27 protein-coding genes, 3 pseudogenes and 2 riboswitches are annotated in these 25,765 nt (G+C 47.2%); of the genes and pseudogenes, 15 read left to right on the top strand and 15 right to left on the bottom strand.

Translation table 11 applies throughout. The features are described 5' to 3' along the window. The first annotated feature begins 353 nt into the window (after positions 1 to 353). The 4 genes from PEH01S_RS16710 to PEH01S_RS16685 all read left to right on the top strand — a co-directional run bounded on the left by PEH01S_RS16710 (position 354) and on the right by PEH01S_RS16685 (position 4,389). The gene (locus PEH01S_RS16710; RefSeq protein WP_110843139.1) at positions 354 to 644 is read left to right on the top strand and encodes a transposase; all 291 of its coding nucleotides are present in this window, start codon (positions 354 to 356) and stop codon (positions 642 to 644) included. A 23-nt stretch (positions 645 to 667) separates the two neighbouring features. Continuing rightward, positions 668 to 1,354 carry an IS3 family transposase gene (locus tag PEH01S_RS16705; protein WP_110843138.1) on the top strand — a complete coding sequence of 229 codons (687 nt, stop codon included), beginning with the start codon at positions 668 to 670 and terminating at the stop codon, positions 1,352 to 1,354. Between the two features lie 769 nt (positions 1,355 to 2,123). Next, entirely contained in the window at positions 2,124 to 2,453 is a 330-nt protein-coding gene (locus PEH01S_RS16690; RefSeq protein WP_036684721.1) for an ArsR/SmtB family transcription factor, read from the top strand. Between the two features lie 175 nt (positions 2,454 to 2,628). Then, positions 2,629 to 4,389: a SulP family inorganic anion transporter gene (locus tag PEH01S_RS16685; RefSeq protein WP_110843137.1), complete on the top strand. Its 1,761-nt coding sequence runs from the start codon at positions 2,629 to 2,631 to the stop codon at positions 4,387 to 4,389. A gap of 494 nt (positions 4,390 to 4,883) precedes the next feature. Here PEH01S_RS16685 and arsC read toward each other — a convergent pair whose 3' ends face one another. The 3 genes and pseudogenes from arsC to PEH01S_RS16670 form a co-directional block, all read right to left on the bottom strand. Further along, entirely contained in the window at positions 4,884 to 5,312 is a 429-nt protein-coding gene (arsC, locus tag PEH01S_RS16680) for an arsenate reductase (thioredoxin) (protein WP_110843136.1), read from the bottom strand. A 20-nt stretch (positions 5,313 to 5,332) separates the two neighbouring features. Further along, positions 5,333 to 6,318, bottom strand: a pseudogene (gene arsB / locus PEH01S_RS16675) (ACR3 family arsenite efflux transporter). 85 nt (positions 6,319 to 6,403) lie between these two features. Further along, positions 6,404 to 6,727 (bottom strand): ArsR/SmtB family transcription factor, encoded by a 324-nt coding sequence (locus tag PEH01S_RS16670; protein ID WP_110843135.1) that lies wholly within the window; start codon positions 6,725 to 6,727, stop codon positions 6,404 to 6,406. Between the two features lie 193 nt (positions 6,728 to 6,920). On the opposite strand from PEH01S_RS16670, the gene PEH01S_RS16665 reads away from it, so the two are divergent. The 4 genes and pseudogenes from PEH01S_RS16665 to PEH01S_RS16650 form a co-directional block, all read left to right on the top strand. Then, positions 6,921 to 7,373 carry a MarR family winged helix-turn-helix transcriptional regulator gene (locus tag PEH01S_RS16665; RefSeq protein WP_110843134.1) on the top strand — a complete coding sequence of 151 codons (453 nt, stop codon included), beginning with the start codon at positions 6,921 to 6,923 and terminating at the stop codon, positions 7,371 to 7,373. Between the two features lie 51 nt (positions 7,374 to 7,424). Next, positions 7,425 to 8,487 (top strand): annotated as a pseudogene (locus PEH01S_RS16660) (NAD(P)-binding domain-containing protein). Positions 8,488 to 8,712: 225 nt separating this feature from the next. After that, positions 8,713 to 9,507 (top strand): arsenite methyltransferase, encoded by a 795-nt coding sequence (locus PEH01S_RS16655; RefSeq protein ID WP_110843133.1) that lies wholly within the window; start codon positions 8,713 to 8,715, stop codon positions 9,505 to 9,507. A gap of 195 nt (positions 9,508 to 9,702) precedes the next feature. Then, a pseudogene (locus tag PEH01S_RS16650) lies at positions 9,703 to 9,987 on the top strand (multicopper oxidase domain-containing protein); the annotation flags it as partial. A gap of 152 nt (positions 9,988 to 10,139) precedes the next feature. Here the strand turns inward: PEH01S_RS16650 and PEH01S_RS35150 are convergent. The 11 genes from PEH01S_RS35150 to PEH01S_RS16595 form a co-directional block, all read right to left on the bottom strand. After that, positions 10,140 to 12,134, bottom strand: coding sequence for a C40 family peptidase (locus tag PEH01S_RS35150; protein WP_211373348.1), 1,995 nt, complete (start codon positions 12,132 to 12,134; stop codon positions 10,140 to 10,142). A 32-nt stretch (positions 12,135 to 12,166) separates the two neighbouring features. Next, positions 12,167 to 12,574 carry a DUF6075 family protein gene (locus PEH01S_RS16640; RefSeq protein ID WP_127486805.1) on the bottom strand — a complete coding sequence of 136 codons (408 nt, stop codon included), beginning with the start codon at positions 12,572 to 12,574 and terminating at the stop codon, positions 12,167 to 12,169. Between the two features lie 118 nt (positions 12,575 to 12,692). Beyond that, a complete protein-coding gene (locus tag PEH01S_RS16635) occupies positions 12,693 to 13,112 on the bottom strand; it encodes an RNA polymerase sigma factor (protein WP_110843131.1) in 420 nt (139 codons plus the stop codon). Between the two features lie 600 nt (positions 13,113 to 13,712). Beyond that, positions 13,713 to 14,273: a hypothetical protein gene (locus PEH01S_RS16630; protein WP_127486803.1), complete on the bottom strand. Its 561-nt coding sequence runs from the start codon at positions 14,271 to 14,273 to the stop codon at positions 13,713 to 13,715. A 224-nt stretch (positions 14,274 to 14,497) separates the two neighbouring features. Then, a complete protein-coding gene (locus PEH01S_RS16625) occupies positions 14,498 to 15,211 on the bottom strand; it encodes a response regulator (RefSeq protein WP_127486801.1) in 714 nt (237 codons plus the stop codon). A gap of 85 nt (positions 15,212 to 15,296) precedes the next feature. After that, positions 15,297 to 15,382, bottom strand: a riboswitch (cyclic di-GMP riboswitch). 168 nt (positions 15,383 to 15,550) lie between these two features. Continuing rightward, the gene (locus tag PEH01S_RS36155; protein WP_407669440.1) at positions 15,551 to 15,853 is read right to left on the bottom strand and encodes an S-layer homology domain-containing protein; all 303 of its coding nucleotides are present in this window, start codon (positions 15,851 to 15,853) and stop codon (positions 15,551 to 15,553) included. A gap of 39 nt (positions 15,854 to 15,892) precedes the next feature. Beyond that, positions 15,893 to 16,201 (bottom strand): sensor histidine kinase, encoded by a 309-nt coding sequence (locus tag PEH01S_RS16615; protein WP_158289675.1) that lies wholly within the window; start codon positions 16,199 to 16,201, stop codon positions 15,893 to 15,895. 66 nt (positions 16,202 to 16,267) lie between these two features. Further along, positions 16,268 to 16,444, bottom strand: a complete 177-nt coding sequence (locus tag PEH01S_RS16610) for a histidine kinase (RefSeq protein WP_158289674.1) — start codon at positions 16,442 to 16,444, stop codon at positions 16,268 to 16,270. Between the two features lie 105 nt (positions 16,445 to 16,549). Further along, a complete protein-coding gene (locus tag PEH01S_RS16605; protein WP_127486797.1) occupies positions 16,550 to 16,894 on the bottom strand; it encodes a sensor histidine kinase in 345 nt (114 codons plus the stop codon). Next, positions 16,785 to 17,564 carry a sensor histidine kinase gene (locus PEH01S_RS16600; protein ID WP_127486795.1) on the bottom strand — a complete coding sequence of 260 codons (780 nt, stop codon included), beginning with the start codon at positions 17,562 to 17,564 and terminating at the stop codon, positions 16,785 to 16,787. Before PEH01S_RS16600 ends, PEH01S_RS16605 begins: the two co-directional genes overlap by 110 nt. A 262-nt stretch (positions 17,565 to 17,826) precedes the next feature. Beyond that, positions 17,827 to 18,186, bottom strand: a complete 360-nt coding sequence (locus PEH01S_RS16595) for a hypothetical protein (RefSeq protein ID WP_127486793.1) — start codon at positions 18,184 to 18,186, stop codon at positions 17,827 to 17,829. A 376-nt stretch (positions 18,187 to 18,562) separates the two neighbouring features. On the opposite strand from PEH01S_RS16595, the gene PEH01S_RS16590 reads away from it, so the two are divergent. The 3 genes from PEH01S_RS16590 to PEH01S_RS16580 are packed head-to-tail and all read left to right on the top strand — an operon-like array spanning position 18,563 to position 22,368. Further along, positions 18,563 to 19,651, top strand: a complete 1,089-nt coding sequence (locus PEH01S_RS16590) for a GerAB/ArcD/ProY family transporter (protein ID WP_246062955.1) — start codon at positions 18,563 to 18,565, stop codon at positions 19,649 to 19,651. A gap of 6 nt (positions 19,652 to 19,657) precedes the next feature. Further along, complete coding sequence (locus PEH01S_RS16585) at positions 19,658 to 21,217, top strand: spore germination protein (protein ID WP_127486791.1); 1,560 nt, start codon at positions 19,658 to 19,660, stop codon at positions 21,215 to 21,217. Continuing rightward, positions 21,214 to 22,368: a Ger(x)C family spore germination protein gene (locus PEH01S_RS16580; protein ID WP_127486789.1), complete on the top strand. Its 1,155-nt coding sequence runs from the start codon at positions 21,214 to 21,216 to the stop codon at positions 22,366 to 22,368. Before PEH01S_RS16585 ends, PEH01S_RS16580 begins: the two co-directional genes overlap by 4 nt. Before the next feature lie 132 nt (positions 22,369 to 22,500). Here PEH01S_RS16580 and PEH01S_RS16575 read toward each other — a convergent pair whose 3' ends face one another. Further along, positions 22,501 to 22,818, bottom strand: a complete 318-nt coding sequence (locus PEH01S_RS16575; protein WP_127486787.1) for a hypothetical protein — start codon at positions 22,816 to 22,818, stop codon at positions 22,501 to 22,503. A 187-nt stretch (positions 22,819 to 23,005) separates the two neighbouring features. On the opposite strand from PEH01S_RS16575, the gene PEH01S_RS16570 reads away from it, so the two are divergent. The 4 genes from PEH01S_RS16570 (at position 23,006) to PEH01S_RS16555 (ending at position 25,698) form a co-directional block, all read left to right on the top strand. Then, the gene (locus PEH01S_RS16570) at positions 23,006 to 23,350 is read left to right on the top strand and encodes a helix-turn-helix domain-containing protein (protein ID WP_079913921.1); all 345 of its coding nucleotides are present in this window, start codon (positions 23,006 to 23,008) and stop codon (positions 23,348 to 23,350) included. A gap of 278 nt (positions 23,351 to 23,628) precedes the next feature. Continuing rightward, positions 23,629 to 23,712, top strand: a riboswitch (cyclic di-GMP riboswitch). Next, positions 23,693 to 24,508 (top strand): EAL domain-containing protein, encoded by an 816-nt coding sequence (locus PEH01S_RS16565; protein ID WP_245347211.1) that lies wholly within the window; start codon positions 23,693 to 23,695, stop codon positions 24,506 to 24,508. (Overlaps the previous riboswitch by 20 nt.) 45 nt (positions 24,509 to 24,553) lie before the next feature. Beyond that, positions 24,554 to 24,907 carry a hypothetical protein gene (locus tag PEH01S_RS16560; RefSeq protein ID WP_127486783.1) on the top strand — a complete coding sequence of 118 codons (354 nt, stop codon included), beginning with the start codon at positions 24,554 to 24,556 and terminating at the stop codon, positions 24,905 to 24,907. Further along, complete coding sequence (locus tag PEH01S_RS16555; protein WP_127486781.1) at positions 24,904 to 25,698, top strand: GGDEF domain-containing protein; 795 nt, start codon at positions 24,904 to 24,906, stop codon at positions 25,696 to 25,698. Before PEH01S_RS16560 ends, PEH01S_RS16555 begins: the two co-directional genes overlap by 4 nt. Positions 25,699 to 25,765: the final 67 nt, after the last annotated feature.

The raw sequence follows: 25,765 nt of genomic DNA, 5'->3' as shown, positions 1-25,765 counted from the left end.
TTTTTTATTGCATGGGAAAATCGCTCGCAGGTTGCCGTTTCTGATGAAAGACATATAGAAATAAATCGGCAAAATGGTCGTGGCGCACCTGCAATTTGGCTATCCTTCCAGGCCATGCGGGGAACGTACCGGATAAGATTGTATTTAGTTTTCAAGGAGCAATGAGAGGTTGAATAATGTCCCTCTAATATTCATTTCATTTTTAGGGTAAAATCGGAACTGCTTGCCCAAAAAACTCCCCTCCGCGGCTTCCATTTTTTGATACAATCAAATATGGAGTGCTACGATAAAAATGCAGTCGAAAAACCCCCTCATATGAAATAAAATGAAAGCTGACGAGGGGACGAGAGACAATGAATCGATACGACAAAGCATTCAAAGAAGAAGCAGTAAGATTGAGCGATGAGATTGGACCCAAGAAAACCGCCGAGCAGTTAGGTGTATCCTACTATACCTTGCAGGAATGGAGAAAGCGAAGAATCCTGCACGGTGACGGAGCGCATATCGGGAGCGGACGCGCTTATGCATCTGCCGATAAGACTGCGCGTGAAATCGAATTAGAAAGAGAGATAGGCGAGTTGCGCCGCGCGAATGAAATTCTCAAGGATGCACTCGGTTTTTTCGCAAAAGACCGGAAGCGGTAAAGGCATGCCAGCTCTATGCTTACATCCGTGAACGACGGGATCAGTGGACCGTCAAGGAAATGTGCAAAGTACTTGCTGTCAGCGAATCGGGCTATTACCGTAGCTTGAAGCCCACACCGAAACAGGAGCGGCAGCAACTTCTTCTGGTCAAAATCAAAGACATCATTGGAGAGCATGAAGACAACCGAAATTACGGTGTCCAGCGTATTCTGCTGGCGCTGTCCCAAATAGAGATCACGACCAGCTACAGCACCGTCTACCGAATCATGAAGAAGCATGGCCTGCTGAAGAAAACCAAACGTCATCCAAACGGTATTACATGCGAGGATGCCGCAGCTCACAAGAGCGAGAACCTAATCCAGAGAGACTTCAAATCCTCAGGACCCAACCAAAAGTGGCTATCGGATATCACCGAAGTCCCTTGTTTAGACGGCAAGTTATATCTATGCGCGGTACTGGATTGTTTCAACGGCGAGATCGTGGGCCTCGCCATGGACGACAACATGCGCAAGGAACTCTGCATTCAGGCCTTTGAGAACGCTTGTAAAGCAAAGAATGCTCGCGGAATGATATTTCACAGCGATCGAGGCAGTCAATTCACAAGCCATGCATTCCGAGAGCGTCTAGCAAAACGAGATGCCATTCAGAGCATGAGCGGCACAGGGCGTTGCTTGACAAAGCAAGGATGGAAAGCTTTTTTGCTACGCTAAAGAAAGAAAAGCTGTACAAGATCAACACGGAGCGCTATCCGATGGCCTATATTAAATCGATCATCTTCAGATACATCATGGTCTACTACAACAGACAGCGGATCTACACCTCTAATCCAGGGGCTGGCCCCCAGCTATTTATCGCGAAAGAATGCTGTCACAGGCAGCTTAGTAACGGGTTTTCTGTATGAGGGTGTTTTCAAACTGCACTTTTTTTGACAACTCCATTTCCAATATGAAGCGCGATTCCCCTTCCATAAATTCGAAGTGCCCAAAGCAGTCATTCCATACATAGCAGAGCAGGTCGAGTCACCGGCAGAGCTGTACGCCCAAAAACGATTGGGCGGGTCGCTCCATCACCTACCATCGAACACAAATCAGAGATTCTTTCAAATTGGGTATGGTTCGCATCACCCAACGGAATACTTCCCCTTCCGCTTTGGACAATGCAATTGTTTTAGTCGCACAATTTTGCTCGCCTTGGGCGAAGCCGCGGTTTGTCTGCTTTCCTGCATGAAAGGTGTAGTCAATTCATGCGAGGATGACGAATCTTGATGTGATCAGTCATTACTCGTAGAGTCCGGCATTCGTATCCACTCCTTATGTTATTTTAATCAAATAATTAGGTATTTGAATATAAAGTGTATTGTATAGGCAACCAAATCACAATCCATGCGCCGGTATGCCCTTCTTTCCAGAATGTTTTTGGGTAAAGTTGTGTTATGATATTCATATATTCAAAAGTATAGTGATCAAGGAGGCGTTAGCAATGAACCAAAATATCCAACAGTTTAAAGCCGATTTTTTTAAGGCGCTGGCGCATCCCATGCGGATTCGAATCCTGGAGGTTCTGAGTGAAGGAGATAAAAACGTAAATGAGATACAGAGTATTTTAGGCTCAGAGGGTTCAGCCGTTTCTCAGCAGTTGGCAGTATTGCGAAATAAAAATGTGGTGACGGGCTTAAAGGATGGTACTTCTGTCATTTATTCGTTACGTGACCCGTTGATTAAAGATCTACTCGCAGTCACAAAGCAGATCTTCGATAATCATCTCGTTGATGCCATTTCATTACTTGAGGTCATTCGAAATGAATCTTAAACTGAAAAACAAGGGGTTCCATGAGTAACATCAAGGATCTCCTTGTTTTTTTGTTTTGCAGCCGGAAACATGCGGAGCGACACGAGATTATTATGATTGACATTATTCGATGACAGGAGTAACATTTCACTTATATTCAAATAATCAAATATATGAATAAGAGAAGGTAATTCAGATGAAATGGACGGGAAGATTTGAAGGATACCATGCGGCCGCATTCCGCAAGGATATCATTTCAGGCCTCATTGTTGGTATTATCGCCATTCCATTAGGGATGGCGTTTGCTATTGCGGCTGGTGTAAAACCGGAATATGGCATTTATACCACCATCGTTGCCGGTATCTGTATTTCCTTGTTCGGGGGTTCTAAATTTCAAATCGGCGGCCCGACCGGTGCATTTATTCCGATCCTTTTCGCGATCGTCATGGAATATGGATACGAAAATTTATTGCTTGCAGGATTTTTGGCGGGAATTATTCTTGTTCTCATGGGGCTATTTAAACTCGGTGCGTTGATAAAATTTATTCCTCGCCCTGTAACCATCGGATTTACCGCTGGAATTGCCGTCATAATCTTCAGCGGACAAATTGCCAACTTTTTAGGTTTGAGCGGTATCGAGAAACATGAGAATTTTCTACCAAATATGAAGGAAATTGTAACGCATCTCGCAACTACGAATCTCTACAGTATTATCACAGCGGTCGTCTGTTTGGCAGTTATCCTCCTAACACCGAAATTTTTACCGAAGGTCCCTGGTTCCTTGGTAGGGCTTATCGTATCCACTATAGTGGCGACCGTATTCTTTAAAGGGGAAGTTGCAACGATTGGATCGTCATTTGGAGCTATTCCAAGCACCCTACCCCATTTTCATTTCCCTGATCTAACCTGGGATCGCATTGAAAATTTGATTCGCCCCGCCTTTACTATTGCCATGTTGGGCAGCATCGAATCTTTATTATCGGCGGTTGTTGCCGACGGCATGACCGACAGTCGTCATAACAGCAATCGGGAGCTGATTGGGCAAGGCATCGCCAATATGGTAACCCCTCTTTTTGGAGGCATACCAGCGACAGGAGCCATTGCACGAACAGCAACCAATATCAAAAACGGTGCGATCTCACCCCTGTCAGGTATTATACATGGTATTGTTGTATTGCTGGTGCTCATTTTGTTTGCACCTTATGCATCAGAGATCCCACTTGCTAGTATGGCACCGATTCTAATGCTGGTTGCCTGGAACATGAGCGAACGAAAAGAATTTGCCCACGTCTTAAAAATCAAAACGAGCGATTCTTTTGTCCTTCTCATTACCTTTTTGCTAACGGTCTTTACGAATTTAACGACTGCCGTTGAAGTCGGATTAATTTTGGCTGTTATACTGTTTGTGAAACGAATGAGTGATGGGTTATTGGTTTCCAAGGTATTGCCTGACCCAACAGTTAAACATGAAAAAGTGAAAGCTCATATGGTGACCGAAGGCCACGATTGTCCACAAATCGGGATCTATACCATCGAAGGCCCCCTCTTTTTCGGCGCCGCGAACATGTTTGAAAAGTCCATTATGGATTCGATTCATCTAAGACCGAAAGTGTTACTGCTGCGCATGGGAAAAGTACCTTTTATGGATACGACGGGTGAATCAAATCTTTCCAGTTTGGTGAAGCATTTCGAGAAATTTGGTGGGATTATTCTTGTATCCGGAATTCAAGCTCAGCCTTTAGATGTATTGAAGAGAACAGGGTTGTATACGCTGATTGGGGCTGAACATTTTTTTGGACATACCGGTGAGGCACTTAACTTCGCGCTATTGCAACTGGATTTGAATAAATGTCTAGGTTGTAAACATTTTGCTTTCCGTGAATGCGCGGCGTTATCAAACAAGGAGTCTCAAAAAGAAGTGATCACCAGTTTAAAGGCTGATCCAGCAAGGACATAGCCTAATCTCATTTGAAATCGCCCTAAAGACGAAATGAGGTGAATGGCTATGCAACTTGCACTTCAGCGTTACCATGATTGTCGAGCGGATAAATAAAAAAGTGTTCTAACAATCTTATCGTTTATCTAAGCAAAAATGAGATCGACTGCGAGGCGCTCTCTCGTCCAACTGAAACAGTAACATACAGACACGCCCATGCTCGGATTCTTTTGTTACACAGCCACTTTCAAGTCATCCTCGGCAAATGATTGCGAATGATTCCCACTATAATATACGGTTGCGTAAGCAGAGTTCGAACAAAATAAATAAGAGTTGTCGGGATGAATGGTTTCTAAAGCAGAAGCTTTAACATGTACAGCAATCCATCCTAAACCACTCCTCATGTAGACGAGAATGGGCTTAAGGGTGAGGATACATTTCTTTCTTTACTCATTTAATCCTGCCCATGGAGTAATGACAATGTTTAGTCTACAACTTTACATTCCCGTTCAAATTTACCGACCTTCGGCTAGAAACTTTTCGATACGCGACTTAATCGCATCCCGAACCGCTCGAAATTGGCTCATGATTTCTTCCTCGGTGCCGGTCGCCTTGGCCGGATCATCGAAGCCCCAATGCCATTTCACGACGTTTTTATTCGAAATCACCGGACAATGTTCGTCTGCATGGCCACATAACGTAATCACATAGTCTGCCAGATTCAAAATCTCCGGATCGATGACATCAGATGTATAGCTGCTAATATCGACGCCAGCTTCCTTCATCACCTGGACGGCACGGGGATTCAGCCCATGTGCCTCTAACCCGGCGCTTTTTACTTCGTAGCGATCAGTACCGAGAGCCTTCAAAAAGCCATCCGCCATTTGGCTGCGGCAAGAGTTTCCTGTACAAAGGAAATAAACGAGTTTTTTGTTTTCTGACATGATGAGTCCTCCTGTTTATATTAAGCTGCTTGCTTTGAAAAATACTTCCGCTGGAATCGGAGCGCGACGTTGACTAAGGCAATCATCACGGGGACTTCCACAAGAGGACCGATGACGGCCGCAAATGCTGAGCCGGAATGAATACCAAACACCCCGACGGCAACGGCAATCGCCAGCTCGAAGTTATTCCCCGAGGCGGTAAAAGCCAGTGTAGAAGTCACCGGATAACCAGCCCCTGCTTTTTTGCCCATGAAAAACGAGATCAAGAACATGACGACAAAGTAAATCAATAGCGGAATCGCGATCCTCACGACATCGAACGGCAATTGGATAATCATTTCGCCTTTCAGCGAGAACATGACGATGATCGTAAACAATAACGCGATCAGCGTAATGGGGCTGATTTTCGGAATAAAGACCGTTTCGTACCAGGACCGTCCTTTTGCTTTTACAAGAGAATAGCGAGTAATCATTCCGGTCAAAAACGGTATCCCTAGATAAATGAACACACTCTTGGCAACTTCGGCCATCGTAATGTCAACAACGACACCTTCCACCCCGAACCATCCCGGCAAAATCGTAACAAAGATAAAGGTGTAGACGGAATAAAACAAAACTTGAAAGATCGAGTTGAAAGCAACGAGTCCCGCCGCGTACTCAGCATCCCCTTTGCATAAATCGTTCCAAACGATGACCATTGCAATACAACGAGCTAAACCGATCATAATCAGGCCGACCATATATTCCGGATAGCCTTGGAGGAAAATAATAGCCAGGAAAAACATTAAGATCGGGCCAATGAGCCAGTTTTGAATCAATGAAATGGTTAACACTTTGCCATTTCGGAAGACACGACCGATTTCTTCGTATCGTACCTTCGCCAGCGGCGGATACATCATTAAAATAAGGCCAAACGCAATCGGTATCGATGTGGTTCCGACTTGAAATTCATTCAACCGGCAACAAAGTTGGGAAATACGTAGCCCAAGCCAATTCCTATCGCCATCGAAATAAAAATCCATAACGTCAAATAGCGATCCAGAAATGAAAGTCGCTTTTTCTCTTGTTTACACACTTGCTGTACACCCCCTTTACTCGCAAATAACCGTTAGTCCTTGTTGCTCCAATTCCCGCAGATCCTCGGATAGATCAGGCAAGTGGAACAGAGCATAACCAATTTCCTCTAACCGCTTCTCATTGATGGAGTAAAACACCCATTGCCCCTTTCTCGTTTCGCGGACCAGTTCCGCCGTTTTTAGACGGCTTACATGTTTGGAAATGGCTGGCTGGGAAATGTTAAAGATGGGAACCAGTTCACACACACAGCAATCGCGAACACGGAGCAAAGAAAGGATTTTCAGCCTTGTCGGATCGGCAAGAGCTTTCAGAATATCTGCTATCTTTTCAAATTCCATTGTCGTGATAATCACCCCACACCAAAACCATATAACCATATTGTTATTTATGTATGGGAAAAAGTCAATACGAAAAATGAAATTTTAAAAATCCTGTCTAAGAACCGAGTTCCTGTTTTTTGCATTGCAGATAAATTAAACACTTGCAACTTGCAATCATTTGTTGTATAACTGTTTCATGAGGTGAGGCGCCGTGGAAAATGTACGTGAACAATTTCAAATCATGACTCGTCGCTTTGGCTTTCTGAATAAAAACTGCTGTTCTGCCGGTGGCTGCGACATCTCCTTAATTCAAAGCCATATTCTTTACGAAATTGATCGCCAACACAAGCCTTCCATCCAGCAAGTAGCAGAGGCATTAGGGACCGATATCACGACATTCAGCCGACAAGTCCAGTCGTTAATCAAGATGAAATTAGTGAAGAAAACGCCCGATCCCGATGACCGGCGGGTGAAGCTGCTTTCCTTAACGACAGAAGGAAAATATGTTGCGGCGTCGATTGACCAGCAAATGAATGACTATTTAAACGAAATTTTCTCACACATGAACGATTTTGAAAAAGATACCGTCATTCGCTCGATCAAGCTATTAAACGAAGCGATGGCGAAAACCGGCCAATGCTGTTCCACCCCTTCTTGTGGGTGATCTTTTTCCTATAATACTTGCATTTTGCAAATATTCTAAGGAGGACTTGGAATGTCAGCGATTTTCGATGGAATAGTTATCGGGGGTGGGCAAGCCGGTCTTGCTTCCGGATATTACTTGAAGAAGAATGGGCTGCAATTTGTGATCCTGGAAGCAAGCGAACAGGCAACCGGTTCTTGGCCACACTATTACGATAGTCTAAAGCTGTTTTCGCCAGCTCGGTTATCCTCATTGCCAGGCATGAAGATACCCGGAGCTGCGACCCATTACCCGTTGCGAAACGAGGTGATTCAGTATCTAAAGGCGTATGACCAACGTTTTGACTTGCCGATCCGGACGAATCAGAAGGTTGTTGCCGTGGAGAAAACCGACAACTGCTTTTCGATCCGAACGGCTGCAGGAGACGTCATCTGACGAGAACGATCATCAATGCGACCGGTTCCTTTCATAATCCCTATACGCCGAACATAAACGGAAAGGAAGTCTTTCAAGGAGAAGTCCTTCACTCTTCCGCGTACCGCAATCCGGATCGTTACCGTGGGCAACGAGTGGTCGTCGTCGGGCGCGGAAATTCTGCGGTTCAAATTGCAATAGAGCTTGCCGACAGCAGCCATACATTGCTCGCCGTTCTTCGGCCCGTTCAGCTTACGAAAACAAAAGTATTGGGAATAGATCTTCATTTTTGGATCAGAGCTGTCGGCTTAGATACCTTTCCATTCTGGCGATTTGGCAAAAAGCCTCCAAGTCCGAGTTCCGTTGCCGATTTGGACGATTACCGAGCAAGACTAGAGGCTGGGAAGCCGGACCAACGGCCGATGTTTACCTCGTTTTATTCCGATGGCGTCGTTTGGACAGACGGAACGAAAGAACCGGTAGCAACCGTCATTTTTGCAACCGGGTATCGCCCCGATCTGTCTTACCTTCACCCTCTCGGGGCGCTGGATGCCGAAGGGAAACCGCTACAGACCGCCGAAATCAGTCTTTCTGTTCCGGGACTGTATTATGTCGGCTTGGAAGGACAGCGTTCCTTTGCTTCCGCCACATTAAGGGGGTGGGGCGGGACGCGAAATACGTTGTTCGCAAACTACGACGTTTTGTGAAAAATGACTTGTAGGGAGGCAAGTTCCCATGAACTTGAATTGGTTTGCCACGGAATACCTTATGAAACAGGAGCAGCGTGAAATAGAGCGCTCGGCACGGGAAGCTTGGAAATGGCAAAATCCCACGGAGTTATCGAGCCGGTTCCTTTGGAGACGGCAACTCACGATTGCAAACACAGCAGCTTGTTGCACCCCTAGCTACTGCTGATTTGATAAAAAAGTTGAAGGAGAGAAGATTCATGAATCAAATAACGAACGATCAAATTCGCCAAAATGTACGCAGCCGGTATAAAGAAATCGCCTTACAAAAAGTGGAGTCGGGTTCGTGCTGTTCGCCAGCTTCAAGCTGCCGCGGATCGGCCGATGACGTTTCTTCGCAGTTGGGCTATTCATCCGAAGAATTAACCGCTGTTCCTGACGGTGCAAACCTTGGTCTTGGTTGCGGCAATCCGCAAGCCATCGCGGAGCTTAAACCGGGAGAAGTAGTATTGGACCTCGGCAGCGGCGGCGGTTTCGATTGTTTTTTGGCGTCCCGACAAGTAGGGGAAACCGGCCATGTGATTGGGGTCGATATGACGCCGGAAATGGTAAGTCGCGCCCGCAATAACGCCGTCAAAGGAGGATTCACGAACACCGATTTTCGGCTAGGGGAAATCGAGCATTTGCCTGTTCCCGATCAAACGATGGATGTCATCATTTCCAACTGCGTCATCAATCTTTCTCCGGATAAACAGCAAGTGTTTCATGAAGCGTTCCGCGTTTTGCGCCCCGGTGGTCGTCTGGCCGTTTCCGATGTCGTGATGACGGCAGAGCTTCCGGCGGAAATCAAAAACGACTTGGATGTTTTTTATTCGGGGTGCATATCGGGGGCCTCGTCCGTTGACGAGCTGAAAACGATGCTAACGCAAAGTGGATTTAAGGATGTGGTGGTCGAACCGAAAGAGGAATCGAGGGCGTTTATTAAAGATTGGGTTCCTGGGTCGAAGGTGGAAGATTACCTTGCCTCTGCCGTTATAAAAGGAGTTAAACCATAACCCAATCGGCACAGCAGATCATAAGTAAAGCAAAGCAGTTCTATCGTTGTTTGGATAGGACTGCTTTTATTCGGTTAGCTCGCCATTGCCTCGCATGTCATTACACAGGAGAAGAAGGCTTCGGCACACCGCATACATATTACAAATGACTTTTTTCGTAAATCCAATCAAACTGCTACATAAGAGACGACATCTACTACTGCGGATACCGTTCCGATAAACATCAAATAAGGATATACCGTCAAAGTTCACCGTGTCAATAACTCAATAAGCGACGACCATCCGATGCACCTATACGGGCACTTCTTCCAAGGCCTAAACAAAAACGGGAAACCGCTTGAAGGGTCCTCCGTTATTAAGGATACGGTGAATTTGAAGCCGGGGGAAGAGTACGTTGTTGCATTCGAAGCAGATAATGAAGGGAACTGGATGTTCCATTGTCACGATCTTCATCATGCTTCGTCTGGTATGGTAAGGGAATGAAAATATATAGACTATAGGACTGATTTTGTTGCAGACCCGAATGCAGGAAATAAACCAAATTAATACAAAAATGAGCGTTCACTCGTAACCCGGCCATTTTGTCACATCCGCTCCGTTGCACCATTTTTTAAAGTTGGTTCTTGCTTTCGCTATTTTTCTGCCGACAGGGAGGAATTTTGTTGCGAAGAATCAGAAAGACTCGGCCTTCCAAACAACACTTGCTTATCCGAATCAAACAAGTCCCGAAACACCACCTGCCCGCGACTTGAGGAAGCATCTACAACTTTGCCATCACCCGCATAAATCCCAACGTGAGTAATATCCATAAATCTACCATTACGCTCGTAGCTCCAAAACACAAGGTCACCCGGAACCAAGTCGGCCGCGCCTACTGTAAGGCCATTCTCCACGCAAAATCTGGCCTGCTCAGCTGCGGTTCGCAGCAAGCTAATACCTAGCTGACGATAAACCCATTGGACGAGATAGCTGCAATCCGTATAATTACCCTGCCCGGCCTTCGGTTGGCTGTAAGGATCGCCTAGACGAGTCAGCGCCAATTTGACGGCTTCACTGCCCAGTTCGCCTTTGGGCAAATGCTGTTGAACCAAATCAAGCTGCTCCGGCGTCAAACCAATATCCGCACCTTTTCCAAGTATTGCATACATGAGCGGGCGGAACTCCTCGGACAGCATTTCCTTCATTAATTCCATCTGTTCATTTGTAAAGCGATATATATCTGCCTGTTGCTCCGCAGTTTGGCTAGTGACGGTAATATGCAAAATGCGCTCATATCGGGTAATCGTTTCTTCGCTGGTGCTCCCGTCCTCATGTTCTACCGTAACCGTTTCCTTATGTTCTATCGTTTCAACACGAGATTCCAGCGAATTCATATCCCAAAACACCGATCGAATGATACCGATTCTTGTTGCATCAAGCGTAGCCACATCCATTCCGTTTTCCGCATCTGTGACGGTCTTCACGGCAAAGACGACGATAATGTCCATCCAGTTATCAATTCTAGTGTTGTCCGCGCTGCCGGGATAATGATATTCCACCCGGTCTACATGGCCAGCGGATCGCTGCATATCTGCAATTCGGGCGGCGAATTCATCGTCTATTTCCTGAACGATTCGGGTAAGCGGCTTTACATCGGCATCCGTATTTTCACCAGACACAAAGATACCGAACGGAGAGGAAATGACAGCGGCTACCGCCATGATAATGCACAAAACTACAATTACCGAACCGCTGAATCCCAGAAGCGCCGTCAATCCCTTGACAAGCAAGGCAGTGGCTCTTACAAGCAATTTAACGATAAGGCGATTCAATCTCGCGGCTGCACGCGCGGTTTGAATGGACCGGCGAGCTGATATCGCCATATGCGCAGCCCGATGAGCTTCCTTGACAGCATCCATTCTCCCTTCAGTTGAAGCATCCGAATAATCGTTAGCGTGATCTAGCCGATGCCCATTTTTTATAAATGGCGCTAACGTCTTGAAATTTCGCGCTTTCCGTTTGATCGTATGACCTGATTGTTTCATTATAGTAGACGGGACTCGGGTTAACGGTTTCACGCGTCCATTTGCTGAATGAGATACCGCGGCGGAGAATGATTCCTTCTTCCCGACCGGTTTTAGAGGGCCGATATCCCGTTTTTGCATCCAGTCAGGATAGCTGCCTGTTCGAGAACGATGCAGAAGCCGGGCATTGACCCGGCTCCGTATAAATCGTTGTTTTCCTGAATGCGAGCCAGAAGACAAGATGTATTTTCCATCAACCGGCTTTCGCAGACGTATCCTACGGGCAAGTCGCGGTGTACGCGAAATCGATGACTCCGTATGAACATCAATCGGACTCTGACTTGTGACAGAATCACCGTCTGGAAACGGCTTCCTTTTTAGAATGTGCCGGATCAATCTCTTGTTGATACGCACACTCATCCCCATTTGGGCACGTATTGTTTTTTTCGTAGCCGCTGCGGAATGGCGCTGAGCAAATTCAACTGGAGACTGGGAAGTCGTCTTGTCATGATCAACTTGCCGCTTGGCATGAGCGCTTGAACGCTTTACACGATGCAACACGTTTGGGAATCTTTCCAAACGTTTAATGTCCTTCACAACATTCCTCGTTTTAATCTCCTTCATCGTTCCATTCAACTCCCAATGTCGGCAGACATTCAGCGGTTTTGTTCGGCCAGCCGTTTGATCGTTCTCTCGTTACTTTGGCAATAATCAGGGTAACGAAGACGAATCGCTTCAAATAAATAGGGGGCATAGCTGCAATCGAATAATTCGTGGGGAGTGGAGTAACGTTCGTCGCCTGCTTCGGTCCAGCCGTTCCATAAATTAAAGGCGAGCCGACACACTCGGATGGTACCGCCGGTTTGCCATGGGGCCGAAAGACCTTCGGGCTTAATGCCGCCATTAGAGAAATCATATAAATCGCGGATATGACTTCTGGTTTCTCGGGAAATGCCCAATGTATAGAACAGTGCCCGGTGGTAGCCATCGCTGCATTTCTCTGCATCCAACATCTGAACGTAAAATCTCTCGTGTTCATCATCTCGAAACCAAATCGGATGCATCGTCACATACCCCTTTCATGGAGAATTCAGCGGCTGGTTGCAACCAGCCGCTGTCTGAACATGGTCCTCTATATAACCGTTCATTTTGGCAGGAAAATCGGACCCTCCGACGAATCGATTACATGTTTTTGAGCAAGTATTCCATTTTTTTCAAGCCTCGTTGGATCGATTTACGAACCGCCCGCTCATCGACATGCTCGGCTCTGGCAATATCGACTTTGCTCATACCCAAAAAATAATGGGCATAAATCCGTCTGGCTGATTTCACCGGCAATTGACACATAGCTTCATAGAGTTGCTGCCGTGAAAGCTTGCGCTCGTAAACCTCCTCCGGTGAAATCGAGAGAAATAAAACATGCTGCTCAATCCCGTCGTTGCGATCCAGCGAATAATAGGCCCTATGACGATACGTCCGCAGTCTGTAAGCGCTCTCTTTTAAGTCAAAGCGACGGATTTCATCGGCAACCTCTTCATCTACATCAACCCATACATCCGACCTGAAAAAAGGATACATATCTCGCAAATTCATCTTCTTCATTCAAGTCCCTCCATTTTGGTTTAATGGCAAACCAAAACAGAGGGGGGGGAGCGACAGCCAACGCTCCCCGACAAGCAGGAAGCACAACAAAAAAGACCCACCCGCAGAGAGCGCCAACGCGCGATTGCGACCAGGCCAATTGGATTACATTCTTGCCGATTAATTCGCCGTTTGCAGTTAAGAGCAATAGGGATACATTACCTTCACCCTCTTTCTCACCTGGCAACACCGAGTGAGAAATTAGGCGGGCTATGATGTATGGTGCTGCCCTAAGCTTGGTTCAGCTCCTTGGCAACCGGGATTTAGCCGACGACCGCATTGACACAATAAAAAAAGCGCCGTAATCCTTTCCGCTGGGTAGCAGGGAAAGAATCGACGCTTGATAAAGAGTGACCACAGAGTTTTCTTGTTGCTACCGCTGCACTGTCTGTCCACGCTATCATCATAACACGAAATCTGTGCATATCGTGTGCATACTTCGTGCAAAAAAAGGCACATCCGGTGCAGCGTTCGGTGCATGTTCGATGCAATTCCGGCACTCCAATCCTCAAAATTGAATTACTGGGACAGATCTATGCGCAACGAATCTTCTGAATTCATTCAATCTGCTTGAGAAGACTCCAAATCCAGCAAAACCGTCCGATCTTTGATTTTCATGTAGATTTTGCGTAAAATTCGCTTCCGATGATAGAAGTATGCGCGGCGGGAAAGTGCCAGGCGGCTCATGGCTTCTGAGGACGCCAGATTATCAAAATATCTCAACCGAACAAATAAGCCCTCTTCCGAGGTGAGCGCCGTGAGAGCGTAGTCGATCAGACCGATTCTGGATAGCAACAATGGGATTTCATGTTCAGTGATCTGTATGCGTCGAATGACCGTTCGCAATACCGTTTCCTGTTTTCTGCTGCTATGAGCCGCAACCATATCCAGGGTGCGCGTCAATTCTGGGATGTAAGTGAGTTCGGATTGAACATACTTCAATCTCGCTTTCCAGTCCTTATAGGACTTTAGCCATGATTCAACTTTCTCGTAGGGAATGGAGACCGGGTCCGCGACATCACAAATCCCTCCTTGCTGTGCATGCTTTCTTAACGTTTTCCGCCAGTTTCGGCAGTCAATCGACTTCGTTGTACTTTGTTCACTCTCCATTTCTATCGTCATCTTCCCTTCTTTTCTAGTTTGGCATAAGTTGACAAGGTACTATTTTCACAACCTTCGTTCCGCTTTTTACGACTCTCACCTCCGGTAAATTCCTCCTAATAATATCCATCTGCACCTACCATTTTACCTATAAAGCGCATAATATGGAGGGTGATTTTTTCATCACGCTATCAATTCATAAAGTGTCGAATGAACGCAAAATGACTCGAATCGAGTACGAATCGCTAACACATGATTCGATCATGCCGATCGTACAAGCCTCTTCGTTTTGCTTTTTCCGCCGCTTCATGAATGGAGCAAGCGTTGAATTTTCGAATGATGTTACGAACGTGCGATTTCATGGTGTTCGCTGTGACGCCTAATAACTCTCTGATCACCGGCTGTCTATAGCCCCAACCGATCAACTGCAAGATCTCTTTTTCAGTGGGCGTCAGCATTCGATGTAATTCTTTTCGCTTATCCAGCCCAATTTCATTACGGATAATGGATGCAACATCGGCATGAAGAGAAGGTTGCCCCCGATACGCTTCCCTTACGGCATTTACGACATCAGCATAGTTTATCTTGGTAATATAATTGATCGCCCCGGCTAGCACAGCTTCCACAATGATTTCAGGCTCGTAGAGGGAGGTCAAGATAATGATTGGCATTGATTTCATTTTCAGAACTTCGGAAATTGTATGGAGTCCATCCTGTTGCGATGAATGAAGTATCAGATCAAGAATCATCACGTCTAAATCCAATTGCACACTCGCTCGAATGGCCGATTCCTTGTTTGTTGCAATATGAAATATATTCATATCCGGCTCTGCATTGATAAGCCCCGCCATCCGTTGTTGCCAAATGGGGTCGCTGTCCACCAGCAATACTTGGATCTTGCCTTCTTTCCAACGCACGACTTCATCAACTTCTACGGCATAACTTGCACGCTCCTCCATCTTTTCATCACCTCATTGATTGTTCTGGAAAAACAAAAAAGACACGTACCCTCGGAAGGCCGTGCCTTTTCCTGACAGCATTAGAGAGGGTAACCCGGCGATCATTGCAAGCATGCGGAAGACCCGTGGCTTTGCGTCCCAGTCTTTCGAACTGGTTTGCCTTTTTCCTGTTGGAACTTGTCGTCATTCGTTATACTGCCCCATGTCCGTTGTTGTCTTTTTCATCACCACTAAGCATAATCCGGAAGCTCGCAAGGCTACGAAAGAAGATGCCTCGGGGCATCTCCTTTACATCTCGGTCGTCTTTGAAACACCCGTAACCGCTTCGTTCCTGTAACCTTAGCAGCATGGATACCGCTTCCACCCGAGTGGCCGTAATGTCCGGAACGAATTTGCTGCCGTTCGGCCGTCAATTATACCTAGTTTGCGGATCGTTTCCACCGAGCCTTTTGCCCACCTCGGAATGTTTTCGTCATCAGCAAAGCCCGTTGTTGTATGCGAATTAAGTGAGACTTTCAGCGTTTTTGCGATCATCGATATCATCTCCGCTCGGGTGATCTGAGCATCCGGTCGGAAGCTGCCGTCCTCGTACCCGCTGACGATTCCCGCTTTTACAGCGAGAGCAACCGCCTGCTTGGCCAGTCACCGATCTTCGTCTGATCCGTGAAGGTAAGGGTTGCATCAGTTCCCTCCAATCTCAGTGCGTCTGCTAGCATAACCGTACATCCGCAGATCCATGCCGTATTCGTGTCTCAAACGCTTGTTGATGTTCAGCAGGCCGACGCCCTGACGCCTGTCCGATCCGGAAGCCGGCAGTCGACTTAGCTGTTCGCTCTCGATGCCGACACCGCTATCTTCAATCACAAACCAATATTCGCCCTCCGTTTCAAAAGTCGTCAATTTGACCGTTCCGCCTTCTATCCGATTGCCGATCCCGTGCCGAATCGCGTTTTCGACGAGCGGCTGCAGCAGCAGGGGAGGGATGCTCACCCGGTACATCCTCGAATTGTAAGCGATCCTTGAAGCGCGCTTTTTCAATATCGACGTATGTCCGGATCAGGTTGAACTCTTCACGAAAGCGATCCGCTTCTCCATATGGCTTAACCGGAAGCTGCCTCGCAAATAATCGACCAGATCCGCGGTCAATTTTCGCGAACGTTCCGCATCCGTATAACTTGATGCAACGACGTTGTACAAAAAATGCGGCTTGATCTGCGAATGCAGAAACGCCACTTCCAGATCGACCGCTGGTATGCTTCCCTTTTTAATTCAGATAATGAGGCGTCACGAAAGCGTACTCCGGTGCTTTGACCGGACGTTCGCTTAACAGGGAAGCTGCTATCGGTTTCCCGCGTTGCCTGCGATCGGCAGGGTGAATGTGAACGTCGTGCCGACGCCTTTCGTCGAAGATACCGTTACGGTTCCCTTTAGCAACTCGACCAGTTGTTTGACGATGGACAGCCCGAGCCCGAAGCCCCGGCGTTCCGCTCGCTCATCAAACAATTGGAACGCTTCGAACAGGTGCGGGATGTGCTGCGCTTCGATTCCTTCCCCCGTATCTTTGACCGAAACTTCAATCATGCTGCGATTCTCCGCCGCTGTGACGACAATGCTCCCGTTCACCGTATGCTTGACCGCGTTGTCCGAGCAGGTTGCCGACGATCTGGCCGAACCGGCTTTCATCGGCAATCGCATAGGGCAAATGTTCGGGGACACGGTTTTCGAGCCGGATGTTGCGGTCCGCGCACAGAAACGAATAGATGCGCACCTGCATCTCGACAGCCGGGCGGACATCGACCGGCATCGAATCGACGGCCAATTCACCTTGCTTCAGCCTGGAAAAATCCAGAATATCGTAAACCAGCTGCGAAAGCCTGCCAGTGATGCTCGTGATTAATTCAAGCTTCTCGCGCTGCTCCGCCGTCGGCGGATGATTGGCGTTGTCAAGCATCGACCTTGCGATATGCATGACGCCGTGCAACGGCGACTTGAACTCATCCGACGTTCTGGCCAGAAACTCGTCTTTCAGCTTGTCCGCTTTCAGCAATTGAACGGAGAGCTCTTCGATTTTCCGGAATGCGTTGGAGAAGCGAAGCGACATGAGCAAAGCCAGCATCAGCAGGTACACGAGCGGTTCGAACGGAGGCACCGAATCAACCGGTACGGCGAAATAGACGTTCAGATTTTGCACCAGCGCAAAGACGTTCAGGGCGATCACGGCGACGGCCAGATACAGGCTCCCCTCCACTTTGCGGGAAGGTGGCGTAGATCGTGACCAGTTGCCTAAACAGATCCGTCGCGAACGGGGGATGAAGCCGATTGCCCAGACCGCCAGAACCGTCCCAAATATCAACCCGATCCGGATCAACCATCAGGAGTAAACCGGACGGAACGCCGTATACACGTACAGGAGAAATCCCATGCCGCGCCAAGCGCCGAAACCATCTGAATGCGAAGATACAGCCAGAACGGAACGGAGCCGAACAGGCTGAACAACACTCTTTCGCCGCGCGTGCTGGTGAACAGGGCGAAAAACATGCACACCAGCCCGAATACGATCAGGGAATAATCGTTTTTCCGTTGGGAGTACTAGCCGACAAAATACAATCACATCATCAGAAAGGCTGTAACGTAATCAAGTCGTGCGTGAGCGCCTTGTCGCGCAGCCCGGAAACTTGCGCGACATACCCCAAATAGATCGATTCGTTGATGCCGCTGCTGGCGGGAAATTCGGACAACATGTCGTCCAGCATCCCCTCGAATGTCGTCACATCGGCAGCCGCCCCGTCCAGCCGGATCGTGAACCCGTTTCCGGCTTTGTCTACGCTTATGGGGACGTCATGCTCCTGCAAGCTTCTCCGCAAGTAGGACAGACAAGTATACAAGTAGCTTTTCGCCTTTTTCACATCGCAACCCGGCCAAATCGACTCAATGATGAGCGCGGTATCCGCGGGCGTCCCTTCGTGATGGATCAAAAAAGCGCAGACTTCTTTTTCTTTGTTCGTTTTCCAGGAAAGCAGCTTGTTTTCGGCATGAGGAAGCCCAATGGAAAAGCCCCCCATACATCGGATCAAAGGACGGACGTTGGCGTCCGGGCGAGCTCGAACCGCGGATAAGGCTGCTAGATGCGCGATACCGATTGTTGCACATTCAATGCAATTTCATGACCACATTACGGACATATTCGACAACAACGGTCCAACTCCTTGCCTTTCGTCGGATTCGCATACTACGAACGTAGTCGTCAGCCTTCATTGCCGTTCATCTGAATTAAAATGCTATTGGTCCATCCATGCACGTTGTTTTAGCAAGGGGGGAATTTGGAAAGCATAAGAAGAGGTTCATCTGAAAGTGGTGACAAGTATCGCATCGGTCAATCAAAAAATTTCGTTGCTGCAAGGATACATGGTGATCCTGATGGCGATAGGCATTCTGAATCACGTGATTATTATCCCGCTTCTGCTGACTGCTTCCAAAAGGGATGCCTGGGTATCCGTTTTAGCCGTATTGGCAGCATCGCCAGTCTGGATCGCCTGTTTATCTTATATTCTCAAAAACATGAACGGGACACCGGTCAAAACCTGGATGTATCGTCATTTCGGCAAACTGCCGGCAAACGGTATGCTCGTTTTTTTCACGATTTACATGTTCTTTATGGGCACCATTTCGCTAAAAGACACCATCACATGGACGATTGCCTCCTATTTGCCGCAGACGCCGGCTTTGGCGTTAGTGCTTGCGGGAGTCGGATGCAATCTATTGGCGGCACTTGCCGGTTTGCGCGTGATTGCAATCGTCACCGGCATTTTGCTCCCGGTTGTGATCGTGCTCGGCGATTTTGTGATGACAGCCAACTACAAGTATAAAGATTACAGCCTGCTGTTTCCGGTCTTCGAGTTCGGGTGGGAGCCTGTATGGAAAGGCGCACTATATGCGGCAGGGGGACTTTTGGAACTCATCTGCATTCTTTTTTATCAGGAGCACTTATCCAAACGTCCTCGCTTCGGCACTCTCATGCTGGTGAATGTACTGTTGGCCGGATTGATTCTGGGACCGCTGATGGGTGCCATAGCCGTATTTGGACCTGTTGAGGCGGCAAATCAACGATACCCTGCATATGAGCAGTGGCGCTTGGTTCAACTCGGGCACTATATTTCGCACCTTGATTTCTTCTCCATCTACCAGTGGCTTTCCGGCACATTTGTTCGCGTCTCGCTGGCTCTGTTTATTATGGTTGATATTTGGAAACCGGGCAAGCGATTGCCATGGCTCATTTTATACGGCACGCTGATGATCGTTGCCGTTGTGCTGCCTGTGAGCGATGCACGGTTCCTTGATTCTCTCGGGAGCGTGCTTTTCCCGTCGTCCGTTTACGCTGCTTTGGGCTTGACGGCATTGTTTGTCGCGAAAATCTGGATTTCCAACAGAAAGAGAAGGTGAATCCCCATGCTCAAAAGGTGGTTAAGACCATTTCGTTTCCAAAGACCTGTCGGGGCGGTTGAGGCTTCTTCTCGACCAAGCGCCTCACCTTCCGAACGGCCAGCCGTTGAACTGGCCGATGCTTCCGCTATTTTAAATTTGTTCAATCGTTGCGCCGATGTCAAGCATCATACATACACCTTGAACGCACGGGAGGAACGTTCAACCGTACTGTTCGTCTTCTGCGAAGGGATGAGCGACAGCCAGCATATGATTCATGAGGTGGTACTTCCCCGATTGCATCGTTTTTATGAGTGCTACGGGTTTACGGACGCGGGCATGCTTCAAACAGCGAGCCAACTTCAACTGGAACGTCTGCCGGATGATGATTGGCAACGGAAAGCGACGCAACTTGTTTTTGAAGGCAAATTGCTTATGTATATTCCCGCGCTTCGGCTCATCTGTTCCGTTGATATTGCCAAGCTGCCGGGGAGAAAACCGGAAGAATCCAATGTCGAAGTCTCCGTTCGGGGCGCCAAGGATTGTTTTGTGGAAGAGTTAGCCATCAATGCCGCGCTCATCCGCAAACGGCTTAAATCCCCATCGTTAGCCTATGAGCAAATGGCGCTCGGCGAACGTACGCAAACCCGAATCGGATTGATGTACATGTACGATATTGCCGATCCAAAGGTCATACAGGAGGTGAAGCAGCGCCTGCAAAAGATAACGATCGACGGAGTATTCAGCGCGACGGAACTTGAAGAAATGATCGAACCGACATGGGCGTTATTCCCGCTTATGGCGTATACAGGAAGACCGGACTTTGCCGTCAACTGTTTGACGAACGGGCGATTTGTTTTGCTGGTGGACGGAACGCCGGCGGCGCTCATTGGCCCCGCCAACTTGCTGCTCCTGATCAAAACGCCGGAAGACATCCACTTTACAGCGTTATCCTCAACGTTCGGACAATTATTGAGGCTGTTAGGTTTATTCGTGTCGCTCATGCTTCCGGCATTTTGGCTCTGCCTGCTTTCGTACCACCAGGACCAGCTTCCGTTTTACTTGCTGGCGACGTTGAACGTGAATCGTCTCGGAATCCCTTTATCTGCCGGGCTGGAAATGTTTCTTGCGTTGATTTTTCTTGAAATGTTGCGCGAGGCCGGCGTTCACCTTCCTTCCGCTATCGGTTCGACGCTTACCATAGTAGGCGGCCTAATCTTGGGGGATGCAGCCATTCGGTCCGGAATTTTGTCGCCCGGAATTGTGATAGTTGGCGCAATTACTCATGTATTCGGCGCATCGCTAACCAATCAAGCGTTAGGAGGTACGGTAAGCGTGCTGAGAATTATACTGTATATATTTTCATGCATTTTCGGTTTATACGGTTTTTTTCTCGGCGTATTTTTATTGCTGGTCTTGCTGGCGTCTCTTCAGTCTTTCGGGGTTCCATACCTGGCTCCAATGTCTCCTCCGTTTTTCAGAGACTTGCCGCATGCTTTGTTTCGGTTGCCTTTGGCATGGAAGAGAAAGCGTCCGAAGATGCTTCATCCGATTGATGATACGAACCAGGGAGAACAGTCAAAATGAAAGTCGTGAAATTAACTGGAATTCTGATTGTTCTGCTCGTCATCACGACCGGCTGCTGGAATATGAAGGAACTCCAAAATATCAGTTATGTAACGGCCATCGGGTTCGATTATCATGACGGGAAGTACGTTGTGTATTTGCAACTACTTGATTTCTCCAGCGTCGCCAAGTTGGAAGGCCAGCAAAAATCGAAGGAAGCGCCTGTATGGGTAGGGAAAGGCTCAGGAGCATCGTTTACGGAAGCGGCAAACCATTTATATGAAACGTCGCAACAAAGGGTGTTTTGGGGGCATGTTTCCACGCTCGTATTCAGCGAACGTATTCTGAAACAAAATAAATTTCAGGATGTAATGGATTTGCTGAACCGTTACAGGGAAATCCGCTATTTGGTTTGGGTTTTTAGCACCAAGGAACAGATTGAAGATATCTTCAACACAACTCCTTTTTTCAATGAGTCTCCGATGATGTCCATTTTGCACAGCCCGGAGGAACCGTATCGGCAACGATCGATCATTTCACTGATCAGGTTGTATCAATTTGTCATGACGCTGAAAGAAGATTCGCGGATGAGTTACCTGCCTGCTCTACGGATTGAGAAAAATCAGTGGGAAGTAAGCAGAAAAACGCATCCGTTGTTAGAATATGCAGGTATAACCGTGTTTTGGAACAATCGGTACCATGGAGAATTGGATCCGGACGATTTGCAAGGATTGCCTTGGATGCATAAAAAGACGGTTCGCGTGCCGCTTTCTCTCGAACGTGAAAAATCGTTAGCGGCTGTATTGGTCATGGAGAAGCCAAAAGTGCGCATCAAGCCGTCTGTTCAAGATCTTCGCGTTTATTTTGACGTCGAGCTAACGGTAAAGGCAGGCATTAACGAATTGCATCAGGAAATGTCCGAGAAAGAATTGATCGACCTGGCCGAACGAAAGATTGAAGAACAAATTCGCCATACTTACCGGAAAGGCTTTGAGCGGAAGGTTGATGTTTATAATCTGGGCGAGTCGTTGTTTCGACGCTATCCCTCGGTATGGCACCGGATCGAAGACGAAAATCATTTTGTGCTGCATGAGGATTCTTTACGAAACATACGAATCGGTGTTCAACTGACCAATACGGGGAGGTACAAGTTAAAGCCCAGTCAAGCCTAGATGTTGAAAATTCCGATTTTCAAATGATGGATTCGCGGCGCGATTGATACATCCGATCAATCGCGCTTCCACGTCGGCAGCAATGCCGTAACCATTTTACATCCATCAAGCTTTCTCTCTGAAGACAACCTCCTATTCCATTTCGGACAATTCCGTATCGGATTCCATCCATAGCAGCTCCTTGAACAAAAAAGCAACAAACTCTTCTTCAAGTCCCATGTCCCAAGCTGTCGCTATACATTCGAGCAGTTGTTCCTTGCTGAGCAGCCTCGTGGCAACCCTTCCCCTTATTTCTCGCATTCCATTCTCAGTCTGTTGACTTACGCTTTCCAATAATCGAGTCAGTCTTGTAATCTCCTTGGAAAGCTGGACCACTTGATTATGGCTCAAGCCGATTTCCTGCCGATTCCCAAACAATACAGTCTGCGCAGCTATCATGACATGATGCATGACTTCTGACTCCTTTTTATCGAAAATATTGGCTTAAAGGAATTTGTGACAAAATAAGCTCTTTGGAAAATTATATCGCAAAGATTTTAAAGGTACAATCAATTGAATGGACTGTAGTTTAAGAGTACTCCATCCCTCCGACTGCTTTGACTACACTTTACTATAGAGAGGGGTTGTGAGGGACATTATGTCTACCTTTGCACAAATAGTCGGAGCAAAAATTCGCCTATACCGCATGGAGCAAAATTTGACTCAGGAACAACTAGCCGAATCGATCGGCATGGCCGCGACATATCTTGGTCAGATTGAACGCGGCGAAAAAAACGTCAAACTTCAGACAATTGAAAAAATTGCTTTGGCATTACATATGAGCGTATACGATTTATTCAGCGACGAGAAAGAGGCCAATTTGCAACAAAAAAAATGGTTATGGGCCAGCATTCTCTTATTGCTCAAACACAACGATGCCAAACAGCGACAAGCGTATCGTATTTTACGGGAACTGTTGGAACCGGCAACCGAAGATTCGTAAAAAGTGATTCAAGCTATGAAAAAAGCAAGCGGTTGGGACGATCTGAACCAACCGCTTGCTGCTTATTTACCGCGATTCTCTATGTTAAATGGCAAGTCTTTACCGATTTTTTGGATAAATACGGTTTCTTAGGAACACCCGTTTGGAAGGAGTTGGCGCTTTTTGCGCGAATTATTGGGTATAAAGAAGGATTTTGTCGTACATGATCCAACTTCATTCAAAAGGGGGAGGTTCTATTCGTAGGTCCTCAGGCTGATCCCTTTCTTTCAGGATCATAAAAAACGAAACGGCAAACCCATTGAAAAATGGGGGCGCAAAACTTCAGGCCTAAGGATGATATCTATGGTAGCTGGGTTGCCGAAATTATTGCTTCCGAGCTCAAAGCTGCCCCAAATCGGGGTGGCTTCTTATTTTGATTCTCCAGCAAAGGGAGTAGCCTCGATGCCGAATATTGAACAATTAATAGTACAAAACGATTTTTATCATGTGTTCCAGCCCATCTTGGGGTTTCCCGAAAAGAGAATCCTTGGTTACGAGGCCCTCATTCGCAGTAACTCCAACATGAATCCGGATCTTTTATTTCAGCGCGCCATGGAGCAGAACAAGTTGTTCGAAGTCGATTCTTTTTCAATTTTCCAGGCGATTTCAGCCTACTTCGAATTTCCGGGCTCACGGGAACATAACCTGTTGTTTATTAACATATTCCCTTCAACTTTGGTCTCGCCTTTATTTATCGACTTACTCGACTCCCTTGCCGAGCGATTCGAGCTATATAGAAACCAAATCGTATTTGAGATTAACGAGTCCATTTATGAGGGCCTCTTATGGAAAAGCGCTTCTTTCAGAGATGCCATCCGATTGCTGCGTGAACTGAATTTCCTGATAGCCCTGGACGATGTAGGAGATGGAACAACTTCTTTTCGAAATATTGTGGACGTCTCGCCTGATTTTATCAAAATCGACCGCTTCTTTGCTTCTGACTTGAGTACATCCAGGAAAAAACAAAAAGTTGTCGCACTGTTTGCCGAGTACTGCAATGACGAGGCCAATCTGATCCTGGAAGGAATCGAAAAAGAAGAGGATTTGGATACCGCGCTGTCTTTGGGTATCAAGATGGGACAAGGCTATTTATTCGGAAAACCGAATCGGTTAACGTAAACGGTCGAACGTGAAGTCTCACCCGAACATGAAGGAGTAATCAGGATGCAGGATAAACTGAACTATTTCCGCAAAGCAACGCTCTCTTTAAAAATTTCAGAGTTTGAAGTTCCACCCATGCAGGATTTGTTGATCATCGGGAAAAAAGCCCCGATCGGGCCGGAAGCGGTAAAGCGAATGGCGCAGGCGCTATCGCCGGAACAATTTACAATCGTGAAATTGGACCATGCCAAAATTGAAGCGGTCTTGATTCGGAACTCCATTCTTCAAATGTTGGACGAACGTTTGCTGATGCAAATCATATTGGAAGAAGCGGACCGGTTGATCAGCGACAACATGGTCCTTCGTTCCGAACTGAAAATTTCGGTGTCCGTTCAGCGGGAGGTGGAGTTGTCATGAAGGTGGCGGAATTCATGTCGTCCCCGGTCTACACAGTTTCATCGGAACGAGGCGTCCAGTTCGTCTCCGACATGATGAATGAACTTAAAATTGGTTCGCTGGTCGTCACAGATCATGGATCAATCGTAGGGATCATTACGTCTCGGGATATCCGATCTTCCCACCCCAATCGCATTGCGGCAGATGCGATGACCCCAAACCCGATCAGCATTTCGCCTGACCGATTTGCCTGGGACGCCTTAGAAGTGATGGAACAACATTGCATTGAACGTTTGCTTGTCACTCATGAAGAACAGGCAATCGGGATCGTGACCCGAGTAGCGCTTCAAGGCAAGCTGAACCAAATCGTGGATCCGCTAACGGGTTTGTACCGTGCACCTTATATCCAGCATATCGGCGAACATTTTCTGAACCGTCACCAACATTTCCGTTTGCTCTTTATTGATCTCAATAACTTCGGTGAAATCAACAAATTTCATGGGCATCCGGTAGGGGACGATTTTCTAGTCGAGTTCTCCAATCGCTTGCGTACAATAACCAACGAACAGGATTATGTATGCAGGTATGCAGGGGATGAGTTTATTGTGATTACATGCCGGAATGAGAACGATGCCATGCAATTAGAGGCGGCCCTGTCCCAACCCGTCGTCATTCAAAACGTTACATTATCCGCATCGGTGGGAATCATAAACGGCTATCTCGTACCTGACTTTTTTTCGTTGTCTTTTCGAGAACTGATCAGCAGAGCCAGTCTTCTATCCACTTCTTTGAAGCAAAAATCTCTTGCATGATGGAGAATTCGACTTTTCGCCAAACTTGAGAGCGGTAAAAAGCGTCAAGCATTCTGACACGCGTCCT

This window comes from Paenibacillus ehimensis NBRC 15659, from assembly GCF_004000785.1.
In the GTDB taxonomy this organism is placed as follows: domain Bacteria; phylum Bacillota; class Bacilli; order Paenibacillales; family NBRC-103111; genus Paenibacillus_G; species Paenibacillus_G ehimensis.
The sequence above is the reverse complement of the archived record's forward strand: the minus strand, read 5'-3'. Positions and strand labels throughout refer to the sequence as shown.